Here is a 23283-nt window from a genome sequence, read left to right as displayed (position 1 = left end):
CTATTTCCTTCTAAAATTTTGAAGTTTTATTATAAAAACTTTGTCTTAAATTTAGCTTAATAAAAAATTGAAAGAAATAAGATTCCTCTTATCTCTTTCAATTTTTTATTACATATACCTTTTTACTCGGCAATTCCAAACAATTTAGCTGACCACCGTACACAGCCCCGCCATCAATTCCAATAATACGATTACTACCAAAATACACTCCGCAATCCTCACTACCATGAAGCGTTTTTGTTTCCGTATGCCCAAATACAACAACCTTTTCACCGCTATATCCATTATGAAATTCATTACGGATCCACATTAACGTATATGGTTCAGATTCAGAAACTCGTTTCATCGGTTCAACCCCAGCATGTACAAATATATACTCTTCTGTTTCAATGTAATGATCTAATTCTTGAATAAACTTTATATGTTCCTCTAATACATGAGAGTGTAAAATCGGTTTTTGGAAGTCTTTGTCATTAACCGCAATATCCTCTTCTACAAATCCATAGCTATATAATGTCTTATCTCCACCATTTCTTTTTACCCAATGGTTCCATGAACGTTCCTCATTTGTCGTTAACGCCTTAATCATCATATCTTCATGATTTCCCTTTAAAATGAGTGCTCCCTCTTCTTTCAATTCTCTTACCTTTTCAATTACAGCACGCGCATTTGGACCACGATCTACATAATCTCCCAGTAAGATTAATTGATCCTGTTTCGCATCATATTGTGCTTCTTCCAATAACTGTTCGAACTTTTCTATCTCTCCATGAATATCACTAATAACAAGAATTCTTTTCATATTATCCCCCCTCTTTCTAATTATAGTTCAAAACAACAGAAACTTCCGAATCTTAATCTTAAATCAAATTTATCCCGCATTAACGGGCAGTAAGCCCCCCACTGATTACAGTTTCACTTTATTACAAACTAAACTATTATCCTTACAACAATGTAAGTCTCTTGTCATCCAATTCGATAGTTGTAATTACTGTATTTCCTTATACTGAGAGTAAGAAATGAAACAAAAAATAAGGAGAGATGAGCGATGAAAAAAGTAATGGAAGTTGTAGTAGCGGTAGTAGAGGTTTTCGTAAATGGTAAACAAGTGGCAATGGAGTTAAATAAATAATGAAAAGGACAACATTCACTCTAGACCCTTTACTCATATAAAAGAGATAAGACTTCATCATTTCTTTGATCCCTTATCTCCCTATAAAGAAAGCCGTATCCCTTTTAAGGATACGGCTTTCTCTTATTTTTGACTCGTACGAGCTGAAATGCTAATTGCTCTATCTGTTGCTTTGGCAGCTTCATCTAACGCTTCTTTACTATTCTTCCCGTCATACATCGCTTCTAATGCTTTTACAACTGCATCTCTTGATTCTGGAAATACACTAATTAAAGCACCTTGTGTTGCTGGAGATTGCTTCGTTGCTTGCAGTTGATCTACTGTTACTTTCAACTGTGGGTATTTTTCATATTGCTCTTTTACTAATGGCTCATTATATGCATCTGGATTAATTGAGAAATAGCCTGTTGCAGTATGCCATTTTGCTTGTACGTCTGGCTTCGTTAAATATTTCATAAAGTCCCAAGCACCTTGTTGCGTTTCTTCTGAAACCATATTCGTCATCCATAATGATGCTCCACCAATAACAACACCATTTTGTTTCGAATCCTCTGGATACGGAATATATGAAACACCTACATTAAACTTAGATGCATCAATTAAATCACGAACACCTGCTGAAGAATCTAAATACATAGCAACTTGTCCAGACTGGAACGCGGCACGAATATCATCCCAACTTGCTCCATACTTTCCAAGTGCGCCAGCTTTATTTAAATCATCTAACATTCCAAATACTTTCTGTCCTTCTTTACCGTTAAATACCGCCTTCTTTGCAGCATCCTTACGGCCGTTTTCGTTATCTACATATAAAGCACCTTGTGTCGCTAACAATTCTTCAAAGAACCAACCATAGTTAAGCATGGAGAATCCATATTGTTTTACATTTCCGCCTTCTTTAATCGTTAACTTTTTCGCTGCTTCTTGTAATTCCGCATATGTTTTCGGAGCTTTCTCTGGATCTAAGCCCGCCTTTGCGAAAGCATCTTTATTATAAATTAATACTGGTGTAGATGAATTAAATGGCATAGAATACATTTTTCCATCAACTGAATAATAATTTGTAATTGCTTTTTCTAATTTTGACGTATCGTACTTATCTTTTTTTATCCAGCTATCAATTGGTGTGATTTTTTTACTATCAATCATATATTTCGTTGTAATTTCACTCGATTGAACAAGAGCTGGCGCTTCTTTCGTTGCAGACATCGTTCTAAATTTCGTTAAAGACTCTTCATATGTTCCTTGGAACTCTGCCTTTATCTCATATTTATTTTGCGACTTATTATAGTCTGCAACAAGACCATCTAGTACTCCTTGTGTTTTTCCACCCATCGCATGCCAGAAGCGAATTACAGTTTTATCACCATTTTTTTCAACTGGTGCTACTTTTGCCTGTGCTTCAGGTTTTCCTTCTGTTTTACTATTTGAACAAGCGGCACTAGATAATGCCATTGTTGCTACCATTAATAGCGCAGCACCTTTTTTAACTAGACTCATTTAAATCTCACCTTCTCTTAGTTATTTAATTGCACCTTTTGTTAATCCTTGTTGTAATTGCTTTTGCCCTAAAAATAGTAAAATCAATGTTGGAATAACGATAACCGTAACACCGGCCATTACGCTTCCCCAATCAGTTGCAACTTCTTGAGACTGAAGCTGCTTCACACCGATTTGCACTGTTCTTACTTTTTCATCAGTGGTCACTAAAAGTGGCCATAAATACATATTCCATGTTGTTAAAAAGCTATATACTCCAAGCGTAATAAAACTCGTTTTACAATACGGAATTACAACGCTGAATAAAAATCTTATATTTCCAATCCCTTCAATAAACGCAGCTTCTTTCAGTTCATTCGGAAGTGTCATAAAATGTTGACGTAACAAGAAAATACCGAAAGCTGTTGCAAAAAACGGCACTGTCATCCCAGCAAAACTATTGATCCAACCAAAGTTTTGAATCGTTAAAAAGTTAGGCACCATCGTTGCTTCCCACGGAATCAGCATCGTTGAAATAAACAGGAAGAAAATTAAGTTTCTCCCTTTAAACTGAAGAAAAACAAAAGCATAAGCTGCTAAACTTGATACGATAAGTTGTCCAATCATAACGACTGTCGATACAATTAAACTGTTATATAAGTATGTAAAAAGCGGTACCTTTTGAAAAATATTAATAAAATTATCAAAAGTAAATTGAGTCGGAAATAACCTTCTCATTTGAATATCGTCTGGTGTCATAAAGCTTATTAAAAATGCATACAGTACAGGAAAAAATACCATTACTGCACTAATAATGAGCAGCATGTATAATAGGAAATTTTGTTTCCACTGTTTAACAATCATTTATAATGCACCTTTCTCTCAGCAAACTTAAATTGAAGTAATGTAGCAATGAAAATGAAAACAAATAATACCATTGCTTGTGCACTTGCTGTTCCAAATTGATGATTCACAAACGCCTCTTTGTAAATCGAGTACACAATCAAATTCGTTGCATCATTTGGTCCACCGTGCGTTAAAATATCAATTTGCCCAAAGCTTTGGAACGCACTAATTAATGTTACTGTTACAATAAAGAATAAAGTTGGTGATAGCATCGGTAATGTAACACGGCGAAGTTTATATAAATAACTAGCACCATCTATAGATGCACTCTCATATAACGACGTATCGATATTTTGTAAACCACCTAATATAACTAAAAATGCAAAACCTGTATTCACCCAAACTGTTGTAACTGATACAGAGAATAGTGCCCAGTCCGGACTCGTTAACCATGCGATTGCAGGAAGGTTCATAGAGGCTAATATATTATTAAATAATCCTACACTTGGATGAAATAAAAATAGCCAAATCACTGCACTAGCGGCTACTGATATTCCCATCGTTGAAGAAAACAGAACTCGGAATAACCCAATACCTCTTACTTTTCCATTTGCAATCAATGCAAGAAACAAAGCAAATATAATACTCGTAGGCACTGTATATAAAACAAATAATAAAGTTGATTTTATACTTTTGTAGAAGGCTGGATCAGAGAATAAGTATTGATAATTTTCTAAGCCAACGAAAAGATTAGCTTCCCCATGTATATCGGTTAAATAAAAGCTATAGTAAATCGTCCTAAACAATGGATAGAACAAAAAAATCGAAAATAACAAAATAGATGGCGCCAAAAACAATAATCCTATTCTTAAATCTTTCGTTCTCCCCCATAATTTTTTCTTTTTTGACACCTTTGTTTGAACTGGTAACTTACTTACCCCAATCATTATTTCGCCACCACTTTCAACTCTTCTTCAGCTACCACTTTTAAGCGTTCATTCGTGTTTTCATTAAAGAAGCATAACTTTTCTTGCGAGAATAATAATTTTACTTTGTCACCTTTGTTCAAGATTAACTGTCCGATGACTTTCGCACTCCAAGTTGTTCCATTTACCGCAAAGTTCAATATAGATTCATTCCCTAATACTTCTACAGATTGCAACGTCACTTCTTGTCCCTCCTCAGACAGTGCAATATGCTCAGGGCGCATGCCTATGCGAATTGTTCCTTCTGGTAATTGCTTTAACTGTCTAATAGATAATGGAATTTGCAATTGCCCTATATGTAATACACCTTTTTCTTTATTTACTTCCCCATCATTTATATTCATAGAAGGAGAACCTATAAAGCTTGCAACAAATTCGTTTGCAGGTTCGTTATATATGTCAAGTGGTGTTCCAACTTGCTGTATACTTCCTTTATTTAAAACCATGATACGATCTCCCATAGTCATCGCTTCTATTTGATCGTGGGTAACGTAAATCATCGTAATTCCTAATCGCTGCTGAATTTCTCTAATTTCAATTCTCATTTGCGCACGTAATTTCGCATCCAAATTCGAAAGTGGTTCATCCATTAAACAGATTGTTGCTTGACTCACAATTGCCCTGGCAAGTGCAACACGCTGTCTTTGTCCGCCTGATAATTGGCCTGGTTTCATTTTCACATACTCTTTCAGTCCTACCATTTCAATAGCTTCCATTAATCGCTTTTGTCGCTCTTCTTTTTGTACTTTTCTTACCTTAAGTCCAAATAAAATATTTTCTTCTACAGATAAGTGTGGATATAATGCATAATTTTGAAATACCATTGATAGATTACGGTCTTTCGGCTCTAGATCATTTGCAACACGTTCATTAATAATTAAATCTCCTGAAGAAATCTCTTCTAAGCCAGCGATCATTCGTAATAATGTGCTTTTCCCGCATCCCGAAGGTCCAACTAAAACAAAAAATTCACCCTTCTTAATATGAACCGATACGCCTTTAACCGCTGTCTCTTCTGCATTTTTATATACCTTTGAAACATTTTTCAATTCAATCACAAGGTTGCACTCCTTTTTTCTTCTTGTATCCATACTTCATAATGACTTGTTGAAATCGCACTTGCTCCTGCACGAATTGCAATTTCCGCATCTTCTCGCGTTTGAATCAACCCTCCTGCAATAATAGGAAACTCTATTTCCTCTACTAGCTGTTTAATAATAGAAGGCATAATCCCCGGCATAATCTCTACTGCATTTGGTTTAGTCGTTTTACAATTTTCAATTGATTTAGTAAGAGATAAAGTATCTACAATAAAAATACGTTGAATTGTTTTCAATCCAATTTTATTAGCATTTCGAATTGTTGAACCCTTTGTTGAAATAATACCTTGTGCCCCGATAACATCTTGAATATACAAAAGCGCTTCCTCTGTATTCGTATTTAAGCCTTGTATAAAATCACAATGAAGAAATACATCATGTCCATGTTTCTGCAATTCATATACACGCTCTGGTAATTCCAGCATTGAACCAGTCATAAGAAAAACTGTTTTCGGCAATTTTTTGTATGCTTTGTATCCTTTCCAATCCTTTATCATCGCAATATAAGGTTCTTTAAACATTTTTTCCACCTAACTGTTCTATTTTTATCCAAACTAAAAACACCTACTTACATAGAACGCCTTTCTCCTTATTTGAACTCTAGGGAATAGAGCACACCTAAGAAAGTGGCACATTATATGTAAGTGGGTGTTCTCAAATGTTCTCTACCCTATTTATTTTGTTACCTTTACTATATTACGCATTTATTAAGTCAGTTTTGATAGATTGTTAATTAGGTGTTAATCGAATGTTAATATTCACCATATTTTCTTAATATTAATCTAGATATACAAATAAATCCCAACGGCAAACAACTATCTTTAAAATTTAAGTGATATGCAAATTCATTCCATAGTTAATTAGTTTTAGTTTTCTCGCAACGGCTTGTGAAGCATAATTATTCCAAGAAGTACTATAAAGTGGAATGCTTTTTTCTTCTTGTATTGATATCGCCCAGGCTGTAACACCATCAGTACCATATCCGTTCCCTTGAAACTCCGCTAAAGTTTCCACACTTGCCTCAGCAGCTACGGGCGTACTTCTGGCACTGAAACAAACAGAAACTACCTTTTCATTTTTTACAATTGCCAAATAAGGTTGCCTCCTTATTTACTCCATTTACCATCCATTCATAATTTATTTTTCATGTTCAAAATAAAAATCCCATTCAAATACACATTACTGAATCCATCATACTAACTGATTTCTTCATTCTGTCTATCTAAATGGGATTATTTTTCGTTTTTTACTCTACTGGCTGTTGTGGCTGTACTACTTCATTCGCTCCAGCTACCCTCAACATATTTACAATATCTTTAAAACCTCTTTTTTCAGCGTATTGCAGTGGCGTCAGATGTTCCTTGTTAGCCATATTTACATCTGCACCGTGATCAATAAGCAATTGAATTACTTTCTTATGGTTTTCACTACCATTTCCTAATACAATTGCTTCTAATAGCGCTGTTCCACCACGTTCATTTTTATAATTCACATCAATATCTGTATGCTCTAATAATTCTTTAACAACCTCTACATGGCCACGCTCAGATGCAGAAATAAGTGCTGTCCCACCTGACCTAGTCGTTTCTTTCGTATTAACTCCTGCATTAATTAATACTTTTACAATATCCGTATATCCTTCTCTACTTGCATAAAGAAGTGGATTACTTTTTTTCTCATCTTTAATTTCAATATTAGCACCTGCACCAATTAATGCTTTAACTGTCTCTACATGATTTTGGTACGTCGCTGCAAGGACAGGCGTTTCTCCGTTGTCACCTTCTACGTTTATATTCGCTCCATCCTGAATCAACTTCATAGCTGTCTCTGTGTCTCCAAGGGTAGCTGAAAGTAACAACTGTTTGTCCATTAAATTTATACTTTTCTCTTCTTTAGATTCTTCCTGTTCTTTATGCTTCTCTTTTTTCTTTTCATTTTTCACATGAACCGGTTTCGATTCTGGTTCTTCTTGCTTATCGCAAGCCACTACCGTCATTAAAAGTCCTAATAAAATACATAATAAAATTTTTTGTTTTCTCACAACTACAGCTCCTATGAAAGATAATGTTTTCTTAACCATTCCTCCATCACATACAATAACTCTTCTTGAGTACATTTATCCATAAGCCCTTTAGATTCCTTCTTTAATCGGATTATCTTAAGCTTATACTATGTTTCTCAACCTATTGAAATGATACGCCTGATGGCCCCATCATTAACATTATGAAGCAATTAGTTTAGCACGTTTTTACCGCATTTGTATACATTTCTAAAAAGTACATAAAGTGAAACTTTAATTAGTGGGGGTTTTGTTCATCCACCACTAATTATTAGCCCACACCAATCGGGCTTTTACGGGCAGCCCGACTCCACCTAACTTCTTTGCTTTCACTAAATTTTGAGGTGGGGATCTTACTGCCCGTTAATGCGGGATAAATGATTGCTTTAGGTTACTATATTCCATTGTAACCGTTCTTCTAAAAATTTTACACCTTTTCTATATTTGCACCTGAGTAATAATAGAAAAAGACAACTACATAGTTGTCTTTTTCTATTAATGATGTCCACCATGATTTCCTGCTTTCGGTTTCCCCATCATCTCTTTATTCATTTCCCATTTATGCTCTGCTAGCTCTTTATACGAAAGAACTTTACCCTTATAGTTAGATACAAAGCTCTCTGCATCTTTTTTATTTTTAAATGAAATGACATTATAAGCCATCGGTGTCGTTATTGTTTTATCATATACGTAAGTAGCCTCTTCTAACGAAATCCAATCTTTCGAATCATAATCTCGAACAAATTTCTCTTTCGTCTTTTCACCTGAGTTGATCTCCATCCATTTATACATACAACCGATATCATCAAACTTTAACGCTTTTCCATTTTCTAAAATAATTTCTGTTGCAAATTGATTATCTGTTACCCCAATTTGGCAAATATCACATTTATCATGTTTCTCATCAATGGCAACAGCTGCTGTTTCCTTTTTCCCACACCCGACTACCGTAAATACGAAACATAAACATATAGCAAGTACGACATATTTTACTTTCATCAATATTCCTCCCTAGAAACCGTATACTCCACGAAAAGAATACCAAAAGGTTGTGTGAAATTTGTGAAAAAACAATGTGCTTTTTGTAATATAGGAAACAAACAAAGATGTGTAGTTATTTCTACACATCTCTCATCACTCGCAACCTGTAATTAACAAATCATCTTCTAACTTAACTAATAATGTATCCTCACTAATTTCCTGTCCAACTTCTACATTTACCAATCTTATATTTCCACTAATCCCGACTGCAATTTTTTTAAGCTCACCGTCATTTTTTCGGATCATCAGTAATTTCTCCCATTCATATACGTAAGAAGATTCATTAATAAAAATCTCCTCTACTTTTCCTTCATAAGAGCTATAAATCTCTTCAATTCTCGTTTTCATATAACATCTACTCCCTATTTCACACTTCACTATTTTCATCTTATTCTACCATTCTTACGAGGAGCAGCTTACTTTTTAAAAATTCAAATTAACTACCGTGAACAAAATGAACAAAATAAAAATTATGCTTCTAATGATGTTATTTTTCAAATTATTTACCATTTGAATAGATGCTTTTATTATAAATAAAAAACCTTTTTCTGAATTTTTATTCTATTTTGAAAGCGCAATCATTCTTTTGAGGGGGAAATCACATGTTAGCACTACTTGGATTTGCGATGGTATTTGTCTTTATGTTTTTAATTATGACGAAACGTATGTCAGCGCTAGTAGCATTAATATTAATTCCGAGTGTTTTTGCATTAATTGGCGGATTCTATGCCAATATGGGGCCTATGATGTTAGAGGGAATTCAAAAATTAGCACCTACTGGTATTATGCTTATGTTCGCTATTTTATATTTTGGGATTATGATTGATAGCGGTTTATTCGATCCTGTCATTAGTAAGATTTTAAAATTTGTAAAAGGAGATCCTTTAAAAATCGTTATCGGAACGGCTATATTGACTATTATCGTTTCTCTAGATGGTGACGGTACAACAACATACATGATTACAGTTTCCGCAATGTATCCACTATATAAGCGCCTTGGAATGAACCCCCTCATATTAGCTGGAGTTGTTATGTTAGGGGCGGGGGTAACAAATCTTACACCTTGGGGTGGACCCACAGCTCGTGTTATGAGCGCACTTGGACTTGAGGCTTCCGAATTATTTACACCTCTTATTCCAGGAATGATTGCTGGTGCAATTTGGGTTGTTTTCGTTGCTTACTATCTTGGAAAAAAAGAAAGAAAACGTTTAGGAATTATGGATGTACAGTATTTAAAACAAATGCAAACAATGGATGAGCAAGCTGCAACTGTCGAAGCCGCAGTGCATAAACGTCCTAAACTTCTATGGATTAACTTTTTATTAACCGCTACATTACTTGTCTGTCTCATACTAGAAGTTATGCCGTTACCTGTTTTATTTACAGTCGCTTTTGCTATCGCTGTTATGATTAACTATCCAAACTTAGAGCAACAGAAAGAACGTATTGCTTCTCATGCAGGGAATGTATTAGCAGTTGTTTCTCTCGTATTTGCTGCCGGTATTTTCACTGGTATTTTATCTGGAACAAAAATGGTAGATGCCATGGCTAACAGTGTAGTAACTCTTATACCAGATGCACTTGGACCACAATTGCCAATTATTACAGCTCTTCTTAGTATGCCATTCACATTTTTCATGTCCAATGATGCATTTTACTTTGGGGTATTACCTATTTTAACTAAGGCTGCTGCTACTTACGGAATTAGTGCAGCTGAAATGGGACGTGCTTCCTTACTTGGGCAACCCGTTCACTTATTAAGTCCTCTTGTTGCATCCACTTATTTATTAGTTGGGATGGCAAAAGTTGATTTTGGTGAACATCAACGTTTTACTTTATTGTGGGCAGTTGGAACGACAATGGTGATGTTGATTACTGGCATTGTAATTGGGATTATTCCAATATAAGACGCAAAAAACAGTAGAAGAAATAAATCCTCTACTGTTTTTTATTATGAAGAAACAAGAAAATACCGTCTCTCCGGTCTCCCCACACTCCCATATATTAGCTCTGCGTGGACTTTCTTCCCAGATATTAAATACTCTAAATAGCGCCTTGCAGTTGATCGACTTACGCCTACCATTGAACTTAGTACCTCTGCTGTAATCCCTTCTTCATTAACTGTTAACATATGTTTTTTTATTTTTGCTAAAGTTAAGGGGTCTATCCCTTTCGGGGCATATTCCATTTCATTTCCCTTTACGCCTCTTTGAGACCATAAATGTTCTATTTGTTCTGTAGATAATTGATTATTTTTCTTCAGCTGCACAATCTTTTTTTGATAACTTTCCAAACTCGCCTTAAATCGATCAAACATTAGTGGCTTTACAATATAATCTGTTACTCCGCCCCGCAGGGCGTGCCTCACTACATCTGTTTCCGATGCCGCTGTAATCATAATAATATCTGTATCGTGCAAATGATGCCTAATATATGTGACAAGTTCCGTTCCTTGCATATCAGGTAAGTACACATCTAATAACACAAGCTGTGGCTTCACAAGCTCTAGCCATTCTTTCGCTTGTTCTCCAGTCGTTGCCGTTCCAATTACTTTAAATCCCTCAATTTTTTCAGTAAAACGACGATGAATGTCAGCAATCCGAATATCATCTTCTACAATTAATACTTCAATCTCCTCACCCATTACTATTCGCCTCTCTCTTTCGGTAGTGCAATAATAAATAACGCACCACCTAAATCCCCTTTTTCGATTGCAATACTTCCATTTAAATCTTCTACTAACTCTTTCACTTTTGCTAATCCATATCCTCGCTCTCCTCCTTCTTTCGTCGAAAAGCCTTTATAGAATATGCTAGTAATTATTTCATCATGAATCCCTTGCCCTGAATCTTCCACTTCAATTAATATTTCTTCTCCAATATCAGTTACAAACATCCTTACTCTCTTATCATTCTCTTCATTTTTTTCAATTGCTTCAAATGCATTCGTAATTAAATTTCCTAAAATAGAAACGACATAATTACTCTCAATATGTGGACTTAATTTGTCTAAACCACTTTCTCTATCTAGCATAAAATCAATCTTCAACTCTCGTGCTCTATTATAAAATCCAATTAAAATTCCACCTAGCCATGGATTTTGAATCCGCTTCATAATAAATTGAACAAAATCTTGATATACCGCTGTTTCCTTATGAATAAGCTCTAAAGCATCTTCGTATGATTCTAATTGGATAAGACCTGAAAGCGTATACAATAAATTGTTATATTCGTGCGCTTGCGCTCGTAATGCCTCTGTATATTGCTTCGTCTGAGATAATTCTGCTGTTAACTGATCCATTTCAGATTTCAAACGTAAGCTCGATACAACGCCAGTTACTTTATTCTTTACTTTAATAGGTAGACGGTTCGCAATAACAGCCTGTCCTTTTATATTTAATTGGCGATCAAACTGTTCTTCACCAGTTTGAAGTACATCTAGTATCGTTGAATTAGGAATTACATTTAAAATAAATTCCCCAATAATATTTTGTTGTTTATCTAGCGAAAGAATATCATAAGCTGCTTGATTGACTAAACTAATCATGCCATTTTTATCGATTACAATAATCCCTTCACGTACAGATTGAATCACTGTACTATGCTCTTCATATAAAGATGAAATTTCTTCTGGTTCCATACCGAACATCATTCTTTTTATACTTGCCGCTAAATATATAGAGCCGATTACTCCAATTAATAGCCCTATTATTGTAATCCAAAATACACGCTTTCCATACACCTCTACCGCTCCATGAATATCATCCATTGAAAATCCAACAGACACCACACCAATGATTTCATTTTCCTGATTACGGATTGGAACTTTTCCACGTAATGAAGGGCCTAATGATCCAGTTGCTTTCGAAACATATGATTTTCCTTCTAATAAAACGCCTTTGTTATCTCCACCAATCATCGCTTCTCCTATTTTATCTCGCTCAGGATGTGCATATCGAATCCCCTCTTTATTTCCAACTACAATGAAGTCAGCCTCTGTATCCATTCGAATTCTTTCTGCAATCGGCTGAATAATAGAAGCTGGGTTTTCTTTTTGAAAAGCTTCCTTTATTTCAGGTATAGCAGCAACTGTTTTCGCAACATGCAAAGCCCTTTTGCCAATTTGCTCTTCTACCGTTTCAGATAATATGTAATAAAATAAATAACTCGTTAGCATAAGTACAACTAAAATAAGTGTACTAATAGTTAATGTAATTCTCGGTTGGAGTTTTAATTTTTTTAATTTCAAAACCATTCCCCTAACATGATTAAAGATAGAATTTAAAGAATATACAGTCTCTTTAATTATACTTAATCATAACACGGTTACTCTATATTTCTTTCTTTTTCTCTTCATAAAAAAAGAAACGAAGTAAAATTACTACCTCGTTTCTTAACATTCGTTATTACACTTTAAACTTACTAATCATCTCTTGTAATTCTTCTGCCATTTGTGATAAATGGACTGCTGCTGCATTTATTTCATCTACTGAAGCTAATTGTTCCTCAGAGGAACCAGCAATATTTTGAACGCTTGCTGCATTTTCTTCAATTGTAGCTGCAATTTCATTAATAGATGCACTTACTTGTTTTGCATCTACCGTCATTTGTTTTGCTACATCTACCATGTTATCAATTTGTACAACTGTATCATCCGTAGATTTCAATATTTCAGCAAAGCTTTGCTTCGTTTCATTTGCAACTACAAGTCCTGATTGTACTTCTACTCCAACTTGATTCATAGAGCTTACTGTTTCTTTTATATCAAATTGAATCTCTTTCACTAGTTTCCCAATTTCCGTAGAAGACTGTCCTGATTGTTCTGCTAGCTTTCGCACTTCATCTGCTACAATTGCAAATCCTCTTCCTTGCTCTCCAGCTCTCGCAGCCTCAATTGCCGCATTTAACGCTAATAAATTTGTCTGTTCAGCAATATGTTGAATCACTTCAAGGATTGCTCCAATTTGTTTCGACTTATCGTCTAACAAACCAATGATTTTGTCTGACTGCGAAACAGACTCATGAATTAATTGCATTTGATTCACAGTTTGTTCAACTAACTTCCCACCATTTTCAGCTTTTTTCTTCGTATACATAGAGGCTGTAGATACTAATGAAGAACTATCTGCAACACGCTGAATTCCTTCTGTAACTTCTTCTAACAATGTTGCTCCTTCTTCAACTTCTTTCGTTTGTATTTCTGCACCACTTGATACTTGCTCTATCGCCTGTGTAATTTGTTCCGTTGCTTCGCTTGTCTGCTTCATACTAGCTGTTAATTCTTCTGAAGATGCCGCTACATGACTTGCTGAAGTGTTTATATTGGAAATGACACTTTGTAACGATGCAGCCATCTCGTTAAAACTTTCTCCTAGCTGCCCAATTTCATCTTTAGAATGAACTGTAATTGACTCTGTTAAATCGCCTTCACTAATCTTTTTCGATGATATAACAAGTTGTTTTAACGGACTAATAATAGAAGCAATTATGAAGCAAATTAAAATCCCACCAATTACTAATGAAATACCAATAACAGTTATTGTTTTATAGAAAATAGGGTTAGCTGCTTCGATAATTTCTTTTGAAGGCATAATTCCTGCTATTTTCCATCCAGTTTTCTTATTCGTTTTAAAAGTGATATTGCGATCTTCACCATCTAATGAATAATAAAAATCTCCAGCTTCCTGTTTATACAATTCTTTACTAAGTTTCTCTTCTAATTTCTCTCCTGGCTTCATTTTCGGGTGCGCTACTACATTTTTATCTTGATCAAATATCGCTACATATCCTTCCTTACCGATATTAACCATCTTGGAAGTAGTAACAATATTATTAATGATTAAGTCAATCCCAAGAACTCCACTTTTATCCTCGTTTTGTTTTGCTAGTGTAATAACAATATTCCCTGTCGTTTTGGACTTATATGGAGCAGTTACAATTACCTCTCCACTTTTCTTCACGGCCTCTTTATACCAATCTCTTTCTGTAGGATTATATCCATCTGGCATCTGAATAGCTGGTGATTGAATGAACTGTCCATTACTAGATCCTGTATAGATTGCTTCCATTTCTGGATGCAGTTTATTGTATTCTTCTAGTTTATTTTGTATGTTTTGAATTTGATCTGCTTGGTAACTTGATTGTGTGAATAATTTCGTAAAATAAGTTGCATCTACTTTTTTACTATCCAATTCTTTATTAATTACATTATCCAAAATTTTTATATTATCTTTCGCCGAGTTTAAAATCGTTTCATTAAAATTCGTCTTCGCCTGTTGATAAGACGTCCAACCAATTACAATACTTGGAAGAATTAAAATAATAATAAATGATACAAGTAACTTTGTTTTTAAACTACTACTCCTTAATTTCCCTTGAAACATACTTCTACCCCTCCATACCGTTTTAAATGTAATTAATTAACATTTAATCTTTCTATAAAAATAATACGATTTAAATGTATCGATGAGACTCTCTATCTTTTTCTACATCATAAAGAATTGATACATATATTTTTCATTCTATATAAATTAAATAATTAAAACAATGTATAAAAATGTATATTATTCGAAATATTATAATTCACAGAAGAACCTCTAGTATTTCACTTACTAGAGGTTCTTTCCACCTTACTATTCTTTATCTTTTTCTACTTCTTTTTTCTCATCTTCTACTGCAGATACAACAGGTTTATCACTTGATAATTTTTGTACCGCTCCTTTTCCTGCAAATCCTTCTAATAGCTCTTTTAAGTCAATTCCAGAAGAAGCTTTTAACGTTTCTTGCATCGTTGCCATTAAATCAGTCGCATAACCTGCAACTTTTCCGGCGCCGCTATTTTTACCACCGCCACCTGTATCGACAACTGTAATTTTATCAATATTGCTAAGTGGGCTTGCAATTTCTTTCGCATAACTTGGAAGCATTTTAAGAACCATATCCATAATTGCCGCTTGGCCATATAACTCGAATGCCTCTGCAATTTTTTGTTTCGCTTCTGCTTCTGCTAAACCTTTTAATCTAATAACATCTGCTTCCGCCGTACCTTGTGCTTTTTGTACTTCTGCTTTTGCTTGACCTTGCGCTTTTTCAATTTCCGCCTTCGCTAAACCTTCTACACGTACTTCTTCTGCACGAGCTCTCGCTTCAGCTTCAATCTTATATTGATCCGCATCTGCCTTTTTAATTTGTTTCACTTTTTCTGCTTCCGCTGATTGCTCAACAGCATAGCGATCTGCATCTGCTTTTTTCTTAACTTCTGCATCGTATTGCTTTTCACGACGCGCAATCTCTTTTTCTTCTAACTCGATTTGCTTTTCACGCTCAATGATTTTAACGCGCATTTGCTCTTCTGTAACACCTTGTTGTGCTTTCGCTTGTTGTAATTCGTAAGAAAGATCCGCGTCTGCTCGAGCTTGTTCTTGCTCTCTCTTATAAGATTGTACTTTTAATTCTTTATGTTTTTCAGCTTCAGCGATTTGAGCATCACGTTGATATTCTGCTTCTTTTGCCTCTTTTTCAGCACGTGCTTTTTCAATACGTGCTTCTTTTTCACGCTCTGCGTTCGCAATTGTTGCATCACGCTTCACTGTCGCAATTTGCGGCTGACCAAGTGCATCTAAGTAACCATTCTTATCCATAATTTCTTTAATTGTAAAGGAAACGATGCGAAGACCCATTTTCTTTAAATCAGTAGAAGCTACTTCATGTACTTTTTGAGCAAATTGCTCTCTATTACTATACGCATCTTCTACTGTCATAGAAGATAAAATCGCACGTAAATGACCTTCTAAAACTTCTTTTGCTTCTACTTTTAACTCTTCTGTTTCTTTTCCTAAATATTGCTCAGCTGCTGTAGATACTTCTTCAATCGTAGAACCTACTTTAATAATAGAAACACCATTTACTGTAACTGGAACACCTTGCTTCGTATACGTATCACGTGTACCCACTTCTAACTTATAGTTTAATAGGCTTAAAGGCTCTGCTCGTTGCATAATTGGAACTACGAATGTACCGCCACCGCGAATAATCTTAATCTTCTTTCCATCATCAGTGGTAACTACATTTTTTCCGCCACCAAGCCAGTTCCCTGTAACAATTAACGCTTCATCTGGTCCAACTGTTCGATACTTCGTAATAAATACTAAAATGAGTAGAATTAAAATTGCGAGTAACACTCCACCAATAATTAATGGAATCGTCATGTGAATTCCCCCTTATAATTTTGGTTTTTTTAAAGAATAAGCGATGTTTTGTACAAGTAAAACACCATCTTGGACTCCCTCAATAATAACCTCAGTTCCTTGTGAAATATCTTTTTTCCCAATTGTTTTAGCTGGAATTGCATTACTTCCAAATTGAGAGGAGATTAGTACTTCTCCAAATCCTTCTGTAGGAATTGTTGTAATGACTTCCCCCTTGCAACCTATGAACTCATCCATACGTTGCACAGTATTTTGTTCTGCTTCTGCAATCGGCTTTAAAATTAGTATTTTCATTATGAATACACCAATAAAGGATATAGCACATGCAGCCCCGAAAATAAGAATGCTATTAAAGGAAAATAAATATTCTCCTATATAACTAAGTCCACATAACATGGCGAAAAAACTAAGTAATAAAGTAACAACGGATACCGATCCGCCTCCAAAACTAAATATGGATTCAAATATATCTCCAAAAAAGATATAAATCACAGTGAGTATAGTAGCAATAATAAATCCGTATAAATAAATTGTTTCAAGTGGATAACCAAACAAAACCATTTCTTATCCCCCTCTCTTAAACAATCCCTTTTTTGTTATGTGTATGCCCCACCTCTTTCAAAGATTATTGTTCTTAATTTTCAGTTATTTACTTTTTAAAGAAAAGCCTGTAAGACAGGCCCCCTAAAAAAGAACAGGAGAAGCCTATTGTGACAGGCTCCTCCTAGTAAATAACCGATATATTATATATCTATATAATATACTATTTTCCACAAAAAGTAAAGTTAAACATACATTGGAAAAGCACTTATTTTATTGATAATTTGTACGTTCCATCGCCATTATCATATTTATATACATACAAATAATACTTACCTGGTTTTGCATTCATTTTTGCCTCTATATGATTTCCATTAGCTTGACCGTAAGCTGCATAATTTTGCATATCTGATTCATGGTGAAGCACCCATGTCATCCCGATCCCATACTCATTTAAAACGGAAATATCGATATCTTTCGCTGATGCTACATTAAATGTATAAACATCAGTATGATCTCCGCCGATAAGGCTACCTTTTATAGTAGTGTTTAGCCCAATATAATTCGCTTCTTCTGGAAGATTATTTGGTTCTGATTCTGTTAAACTTCCATCTTTAATCGTAACCGTTGTTTCGCTTCTGCTCTCTCCCCCTTTATCATCTTTTACTAGTAACGCAACTTTGTAAGTTCCTTCTCTTTCATATGCATGTACTGGATTAGCCTCTGCACTTGTGCTTCCATCTCCAAAGTCCCATAAATAAGAAACGATTTTTCCATCTTCATCTTTTGAGCCATCACTTTTAAATTGAATACCTTCTTTTACACGTCCATTATAAGGACCATTTATATGAACCGTTGGAGCTTTATTTTCTCCGTCATCTTTTGCGATACCGTGGAAAACTACATCATATTCAAATTCATTTGAGCTATTCACACGATAATTGACGAAGTATGCTGTAACAGTTTTGTAGCCACTCCATTCTTTTTGCGCCAATTGTTCTAAAGATTCATTTACTCTTTTACTCATTGCTTTCCAATCTTCTGATTCACCTTTTGTGACACTACCTGTATACGTACCTTCTAATGTAAATGTATTAAAGAATTGAGAATTATGTTTTGTCATTTTTGTATCTTTCATAGGCAACGTATCACTAATTTCTTTCTTCACCGCTGCTAACGACTTCGTTGCATGTTCAGCTAAATAATCATCTGCTACTTCCGGTACATTATATTTATCTTGATTATCGATTAGCTGCTGCATATACTCTTGATACTCTTTATTTAGTTTTAAGTCTTTACTTAAATTCTCACGATAAGCATCATAATTTTTCACGTCATTCGCTCGAATTAAATCTTGAATTTTATCAAACGTTTCAAATTGATGTGTATATAAATAAGATTGCAATGCGAACGAGTAATTATAGAAATCCCAAGAACCGTATTTAGCAAATAGTGTACGCTCTGCTGTATAACGGCTTGCAGGATCAGATGATAATCCGCTAATTATACTCTTTCTTGGTACAACGTTATTCGTACGAGTAGATCCTGCGAAAAACTCTGCATTTCCTTCTTGGAACCAAGTTAGCCTTTCATTTTGATACATATCTCCTCTTCCAAATAAACCAGGAACTTCATATCTCCCTTGCAGATAATGAGTAAATTCATGACGGAATAACTCTTCTAAACTATAAATACTTTGCTCTGGTGTACGCTCATATGTAAAGAATGTACCTGTCTCTTCAATATAAATTCCACCGTTGTTTGTTTCATATCCATACAATTGTCTATTTAACTGATATTCATCTGGACTATTATAAATTACGATCGTTAATACATCATCCGCATTTCCTGGCTCTAACGCTTTGTCATTTCCAATTACACGGTGATACTGTGCCTTTACTTCCTTCGCAGCCCAATATAGTCTCTTAATTTTTTCTTCTGATACTTTATCTCCTGTTTTGAACACAATTGATCCATCGTCGAATGTATACGTTTTTGGTAAGTATTGCTCTTTTCCTTCTTTACGTATTTTCTCTAAATCTACTGTATTCCCGCTATAATCTTTACCATTATAATTTGTTGTAATTTGTTCTACCGCAACAAAATACGGTTCACTTAAGCGCGGGTACATATGCATTGCTTGTGTAACAACCTCTAATCCTTTAATTGGATTACTATGAAACTTCCCTAAACGGCTAGCAAAATAAATGCCATTATTAACGAGCCATTTATTTTCTGGCGTTACTTCATTTAGAAGAGCAATACGATTTATTTCATTAATAAACCCATCTACTTTTCCATACCACATCGTTTCATTCGCTTCTTTACGAGCCACAGTTAAGTACGAATGTATATCATAGTCAATACCTTGCATAATATCGTATATTGCTTGTCCCTTCATTCGATCATTTACATAAGTAGTATAATTATCATTGTATTGCTTTAAAATATTCGATGCGTATTGAACCGTTTCAACATCACTTGAAGCATTACTAATTAATTTACCGTATGCAGATACGACTGTATCTTGTTCAACTGTACCAAGCTTAAAATTCGGATTTTTTGCGATTGCTTTTAAAGCAGGTAAACATTTGTCCTGGAAGCTTCTTTCATTTAAGTCGCTTAATTCACTATTATAAAATGCAAGATAAAAAGCTGAACGCAGCACTTCAGTAAACGTTTGAATTCCTTTTGAATCATCTTTCGTAAATGTACTACCTCTATGAGCTAATTCATCTATAATGACTTGCATTTTTCCTTTATCTTTATAAAAAGCCTTTGCATCTTCATTAAACTGGAATAAGTCTGTAATTTGGTGCCACTTAATACTGCCTAACGTTTCAACTAATTCTTGATCATTCATTTTGTTTAAATCAGCCATTGAATAGCTTTCTTTAACTTGCTTTACTGCAGTTTTCTTCGTAATAGATGCTGGTCGCTGTGAAAAATCTCCTACTTTTAAACGTTCTTGAAATGATAAAGTTTCATCAACTTTTGAAATATGTCCAACTTCATCTACCGACTTTTCAATTCCAACCGGTTTCGTTTTCAACACGTTATACGGTACTTTTTCTTCCGCTGCTGCATGAGTTTGAAGTGCGCCTAACGATAAAGCCATTGTACTAATGCTAAGCATCACTTTATTGATCTTTGATTTCTTGTTCATATCCTTGCCCCCTATTTTAATATTCCATTCAAGAATTTAACATAAAATCTGGATGTAACAATATAAAATGCAATATTTCATATTATTTCTTCCTATAATTTGTACATATCGTGAACACATTGCTCTTTACCTCCCTAAAACCAATTGCATCCTTTCACATTATAAAAAGGGAATTTTTTGACAATTAAAAACTTAATTGTTATGATTATTATAATTGTTAACTTTATTAAATAAGGGTGGGATTCTATGATAAAAAAAGAAAACAGTGTATTTTATATCTCCTTCTTGCTAACAACATTATTCATTATATGGGGAATTACCCCAGCAAGTTGGATACAAGGCTACGATTTACAAAGTGTTACATCTTCTTTAAACTCATTTATCCTCAATAAATTTGGGTGGTTTTACTCTCTACTTATGACTACAATGATTATTTTGGCTGCTTATTTAGCATTTTCTAAGTACGGTTCTATTCGTCTTGGTAAAGATGGAGAAAAGCCAAAATATAATTATCCATCTTGGCTATCCATGTTGTTTGGAGCAGGAATGGGGATTGGACTCCTCTTTTATGGAATCGCTGAACCGATTTCACATTTTACAGATCCATTAACAGGAAAAGCGGGGACAGAGGAAAGTGCCAAACTCGCTATGCAATATTCATTTTTCCACTGGGGTCTCTTTCCGTGGTCACTATACGCAATGGTTGCTTTAACAATTGCATATTTCACATTCCGCAAACAAAAAGGTAGCACTATCGGGGCTACAGTTACTCCATTATTTAATCGATCGAAAAATTCTCGTATCGGAAAAACAGTCGATATTTTAGCTGTTTTAGCCACAGTATTTGGCATTGTACCATCTGTTGGGATTGGTGCTCAACAAATTGCTGGAGGATTAAGCTATTTATTCCCTTCTATTCATAACACTTTACTTACACAGCTCGTACTTATCGCCATCTTCGCCGTTTTATATTTAACGAGTGCACAAACTGGCTTAGATCGTGGGATTAAATATTTGAGTAACTTAAATTTCTCTCTTGCAGGTATTTTACTCGTCTCCTTTTTATTTTTAGGGCCAACCGTATTTATTATGAAATATTTCACATCTACACTCGGTTCTTATATTGGAGCTTTGCCTAGTATGGGATTAAATTTAGGAGCATTTAATGAAAAATCTTCTTCTTGGATTGAAAACTGGACTATTTTCTATTGGGGATGGTGGATTTCTTGGTCTCCATTCGTCGGTACATTCATCGCTCGTATTTCTAAAGGGCGCACAATAAAAGAATTTATTTTTGGAGTTGTATTAGTCCCGACTCTTATCTGTACATTTTGGTTTGCAGTATTTGGTGGTACCGCAATCCATATGGAAATGTTCCAATCGCTTGGAATAGCTGATGAAATTGCAAAAAATGGTACAGAGATTGGATTATTTGCTGTTATTTCACACCTACCATTCTCTACATTTTTAACGATTATCGGGTTAATTTTAGTAGCCACATTTTTCGTTACTTCTGCCGATTCAGCAACATTTGTTGTTTCCATGCAAACGAGTAACGGAAGTTTATCACCGAAAAATAGTTTAAAACTTATATGGGGATTAACAATCGCGATAATTGCCGCTATTTTATTACAAGCTGGAGGATTAAATGCACTACAAATCGCAGCTATAATTGCTGCGCTACCATTTTCTATTGTAGTCGTTCTTATGGTTACTTCACTCTTTAAAGAGCTACGAAAAGAAGATGTTAATTTGCAAACGAAAGAAGTGCCGAAAAAAATAAAAAAGGTTATGTAACGATTGGCGCCTCAAATCACTTCTAAATCCGTAATAAAACCCATTCATATGAATGGGTTTTTCACTCTATTATATAGTGTTGTAAACATGCTTTTTCCTCAAAACCTACTTTCTTGTACAATTTCATCGCACGATCATTATTCGTATTCAAACATAGTACTATCTCTCTCATCCCTTGGAAAGAGAAAATATACTGAATTGCCCCTTGCAATATCCGCTCTCCGACACCTTTTCTTCTACTATTTTCAGCGGTTGCAATAAATTCAATATTCGCTTCATGAAACTCCGGATTTACTTCAACATATACATAACCTTCTAACTTACCATTCTTCATACTTACAAATAATTTATTCGTATCACTTAAACGTTCAATGATTTCATTTCCTTCATAATATGTATTAGGAAAAATATTATTATGTAAAACAATAAACTGCTCAAATACTTGTTGAGATGCTTCCTCTACTTGATTTATTGTACATTGCTCCACATTAGTTTTCTTTAAAATTAAAACGCTATGTTTCTCTTGTTTTTTAGCTTGTAAATATTTCATAAAGTCGATACCATTACTATTTTTCACGTGATAAAATCCATGAAACTTTTGAATATGAAGTGGAATTTTCTCGATAAGTTTCTTCCACATACTTAAAGCAATCTCTCCCCAATTCGAAGCTATAATAAAAGGCCCCCAAATCTCCGCACTTTCGCTTATCTCATCTATATCAAATCCTAATACACCTACAATTTCATTATTATCATTATAAGAAACGACAAAAGACTTCTCCCACCCTATATCAGAAAAACCATGAAGAATAGCGTCCAATATTTCTTCATGATTTTCCCCGCATAACCAACATGCTGCGTAATATCTTTATTCATCATCGAAATAAATTCTGCAGCTTCTTCGATCTTTGAAATAGAATTAATATGCATA

17 protein-coding genes and 3 pseudogenes are annotated in these 23283 nt (G+C 34.6%); 2 read left to right on the top strand and 18 right to left on the bottom strand.

What is annotated here, in order from left to right:
* Window positions 1–97: 97 nt before the first annotated feature.
* From NST27_RS02885 to NST27_RS02840, 10 genes and pseudogenes are all read right to left on the bottom strand, one after another.
* Window positions 98–802 carry a metallophosphoesterase family protein gene (locus tag NST27_RS02885; protein WP_047385582.1) on the bottom strand — a complete coding sequence of 235 codons (705 nt, stop codon included), beginning with the start codon at window positions 800–802 and terminating at the stop codon, window positions 98–100.
* Window positions 803–1255: 453 nt separating this feature from the next.
* Window positions 1256–2632 (bottom strand): ABC transporter substrate-binding protein, encoded by a 1377-nt coding sequence (locus tag NST27_RS02880; protein ID WP_000060602.1) that lies wholly within the window; start codon window positions 2630–2632, stop codon window positions 1256–1258.
* Between the two features lie 21 nt (window positions 2633–2653).
* A complete protein-coding gene (locus NST27_RS02875) occupies window positions 2654–3475 on the bottom strand; it encodes a carbohydrate ABC transporter permease (protein WP_000635946.1) in 822 nt (273 codons plus the stop codon).
* Window positions 3472–4404, bottom strand: coding sequence for a carbohydrate ABC transporter permease (locus NST27_RS02870; RefSeq protein WP_000580652.1), 933 nt, complete (start codon window positions 4402–4404; stop codon window positions 3472–3474). The genes NST27_RS02875 and NST27_RS02870 overlap by 4 nt, the downstream gene beginning before the upstream one ends.
* Window positions 4404–5501: an ABC transporter ATP-binding protein gene (locus NST27_RS02865; protein WP_047385580.1), complete on the bottom strand. Its 1098-nt coding sequence runs from the start codon at window positions 5499–5501 to the stop codon at window positions 4404–4406. The genes NST27_RS02870 and NST27_RS02865 overlap by 1 nt, the downstream gene beginning before the upstream one ends.
* Entirely contained in the window at window positions 5498–6064 is a 567-nt protein-coding gene (locus tag NST27_RS02860) for a glycerol-3-phosphate responsive antiterminator (RefSeq protein WP_000472003.1), read from the bottom strand. Before NST27_RS02860 ends, NST27_RS02865 begins: the two co-directional genes overlap by 4 nt.
* Window positions 6065–6371: 307 nt before the next feature.
* Window positions 6372–6647: pseudogene (locus tag NST27_RS02855) on the bottom strand (GNAT family N-acetyltransferase); the annotation flags it as partial.
* A gap of 142 nt (window positions 6648–6789) precedes the next feature.
* Window positions 6790–7659, bottom strand: a complete 870-nt coding sequence (locus NST27_RS02850) for an ankyrin repeat domain-containing protein (RefSeq protein WP_000287336.1) — start codon at window positions 7657–7659, stop codon at window positions 6790–6792.
* 438 nt (window positions 7660–8097) lie between these two features.
* A complete protein-coding gene (locus NST27_RS02845) occupies window positions 8098–8601 on the bottom strand; it encodes a nitrous oxide reductase accessory protein NosL (RefSeq protein ID WP_000865667.1) in 504 nt (167 codons plus the stop codon).
* Between the two features lie 135 nt (window positions 8602–8736).
* Window positions 8737–8991: a hypothetical protein gene (locus NST27_RS02840; protein WP_000857377.1), complete on the bottom strand. Its 255-nt coding sequence runs from the start codon at window positions 8989–8991 to the stop codon at window positions 8737–8739.
* 254 nt (window positions 8992–9245) lie between these two features.
* Here NST27_RS02840 and NST27_RS02835 point away from each other — a divergent pair, with 254 nt between their 5' ends.
* On the top strand, window positions 9246–10550 hold the full coding sequence (locus NST27_RS02835) for a CitMHS family transporter (RefSeq protein ID WP_000880467.1): 1305 nt from the start codon (window positions 9246–9248) through the stop codon (window positions 10548–10550).
* Between the two features lie 44 nt (window positions 10551–10594).
* Here NST27_RS02835 and NST27_RS02830 read toward each other — a convergent pair whose 3' ends face one another.
* The 7 genes and pseudogenes from NST27_RS02830 to colA form a co-directional block, all read right to left on the bottom strand.
* Complete coding sequence (locus NST27_RS02830) at window positions 10595–11287, bottom strand: response regulator (protein WP_000503463.1); 693 nt, start codon at window positions 11285–11287, stop codon at window positions 10595–10597.
* A 2-nt stretch (window positions 11288–11289) separates the two neighbouring features.
* Window positions 11290–12897 carry an ATP-binding protein gene (locus NST27_RS02825; protein WP_002060713.1) on the bottom strand — a complete coding sequence of 536 codons (1608 nt, stop codon included), beginning with the start codon at window positions 12895–12897 and terminating at the stop codon, window positions 11290–11292.
* 151 nt (window positions 12898–13048) lie between these two features.
* A complete protein-coding gene (locus NST27_RS29490; RefSeq protein WP_370941341.1) occupies window positions 13049–13909 on the bottom strand; it encodes a methyl-accepting chemotaxis protein in 861 nt (286 codons plus the stop codon).
* A gap of 81 nt (window positions 13910–13990) precedes the next feature.
* Window positions 13991–15025, bottom strand: a pseudogene (locus tag NST27_RS29485) (HAMP domain-containing protein); the annotation flags it as partial.
* 249 nt (window positions 15026–15274) lie between these two features.
* On the bottom strand, window positions 15275–16849 hold the full coding sequence (locus tag NST27_RS02815; protein ID WP_000155004.1) for a flotillin family protein: 1575 nt from the start codon (window positions 16847–16849) through the stop codon (window positions 15275–15277).
* A gap of 12 nt (window positions 16850–16861) precedes the next feature.
* Window positions 16862–17410, bottom strand: a complete 549-nt coding sequence (locus tag NST27_RS02810; protein ID WP_000242438.1) for an NfeD family protein — start codon at window positions 17408–17410, stop codon at window positions 16862–16864.
* 247 nt (window positions 17411–17657) lie between these two features.
* Complete coding sequence (gene colA / locus NST27_RS02805; protein WP_047385577.1) at window positions 17658–20555, bottom strand: collagenase ColA; 2898 nt, start codon at window positions 20553–20555, stop codon at window positions 17658–17660.
* Between the two features lie 246 nt (window positions 20556–20801).
* Here colA and opuD point away from each other — a divergent pair, with 246 nt between their 5' ends.
* On the top strand, window positions 20802–22352 hold the full coding sequence (opuD, locus tag NST27_RS02800) for a glycine betaine transporter OpuD (protein ID WP_000591575.1): 1551 nt from the start codon (window positions 20802–20804) through the stop codon (window positions 22350–22352).
* Between the two features lie 61 nt (window positions 22353–22413).
* On the opposite strand, the pseudogene NST27_RS02795 reads toward opuD, so the two are convergent.
* A pseudogene (locus tag NST27_RS02795) lies at window positions 22414–23282 on the bottom strand (GNAT family N-acetyltransferase).
* Window position 23283: the final 1 nt, after the last annotated feature.

Source organism: Bacillus sp. FSL W8-0770, assembly GCF_038008705.1.
GTDB lineage: Bacteria > Bacillota > Bacilli > Bacillales > Bacillaceae_G > Bacillus_A > Bacillus_A cereus.
This window is presented reverse-complemented; position numbering and strand designations above follow the sequence as displayed.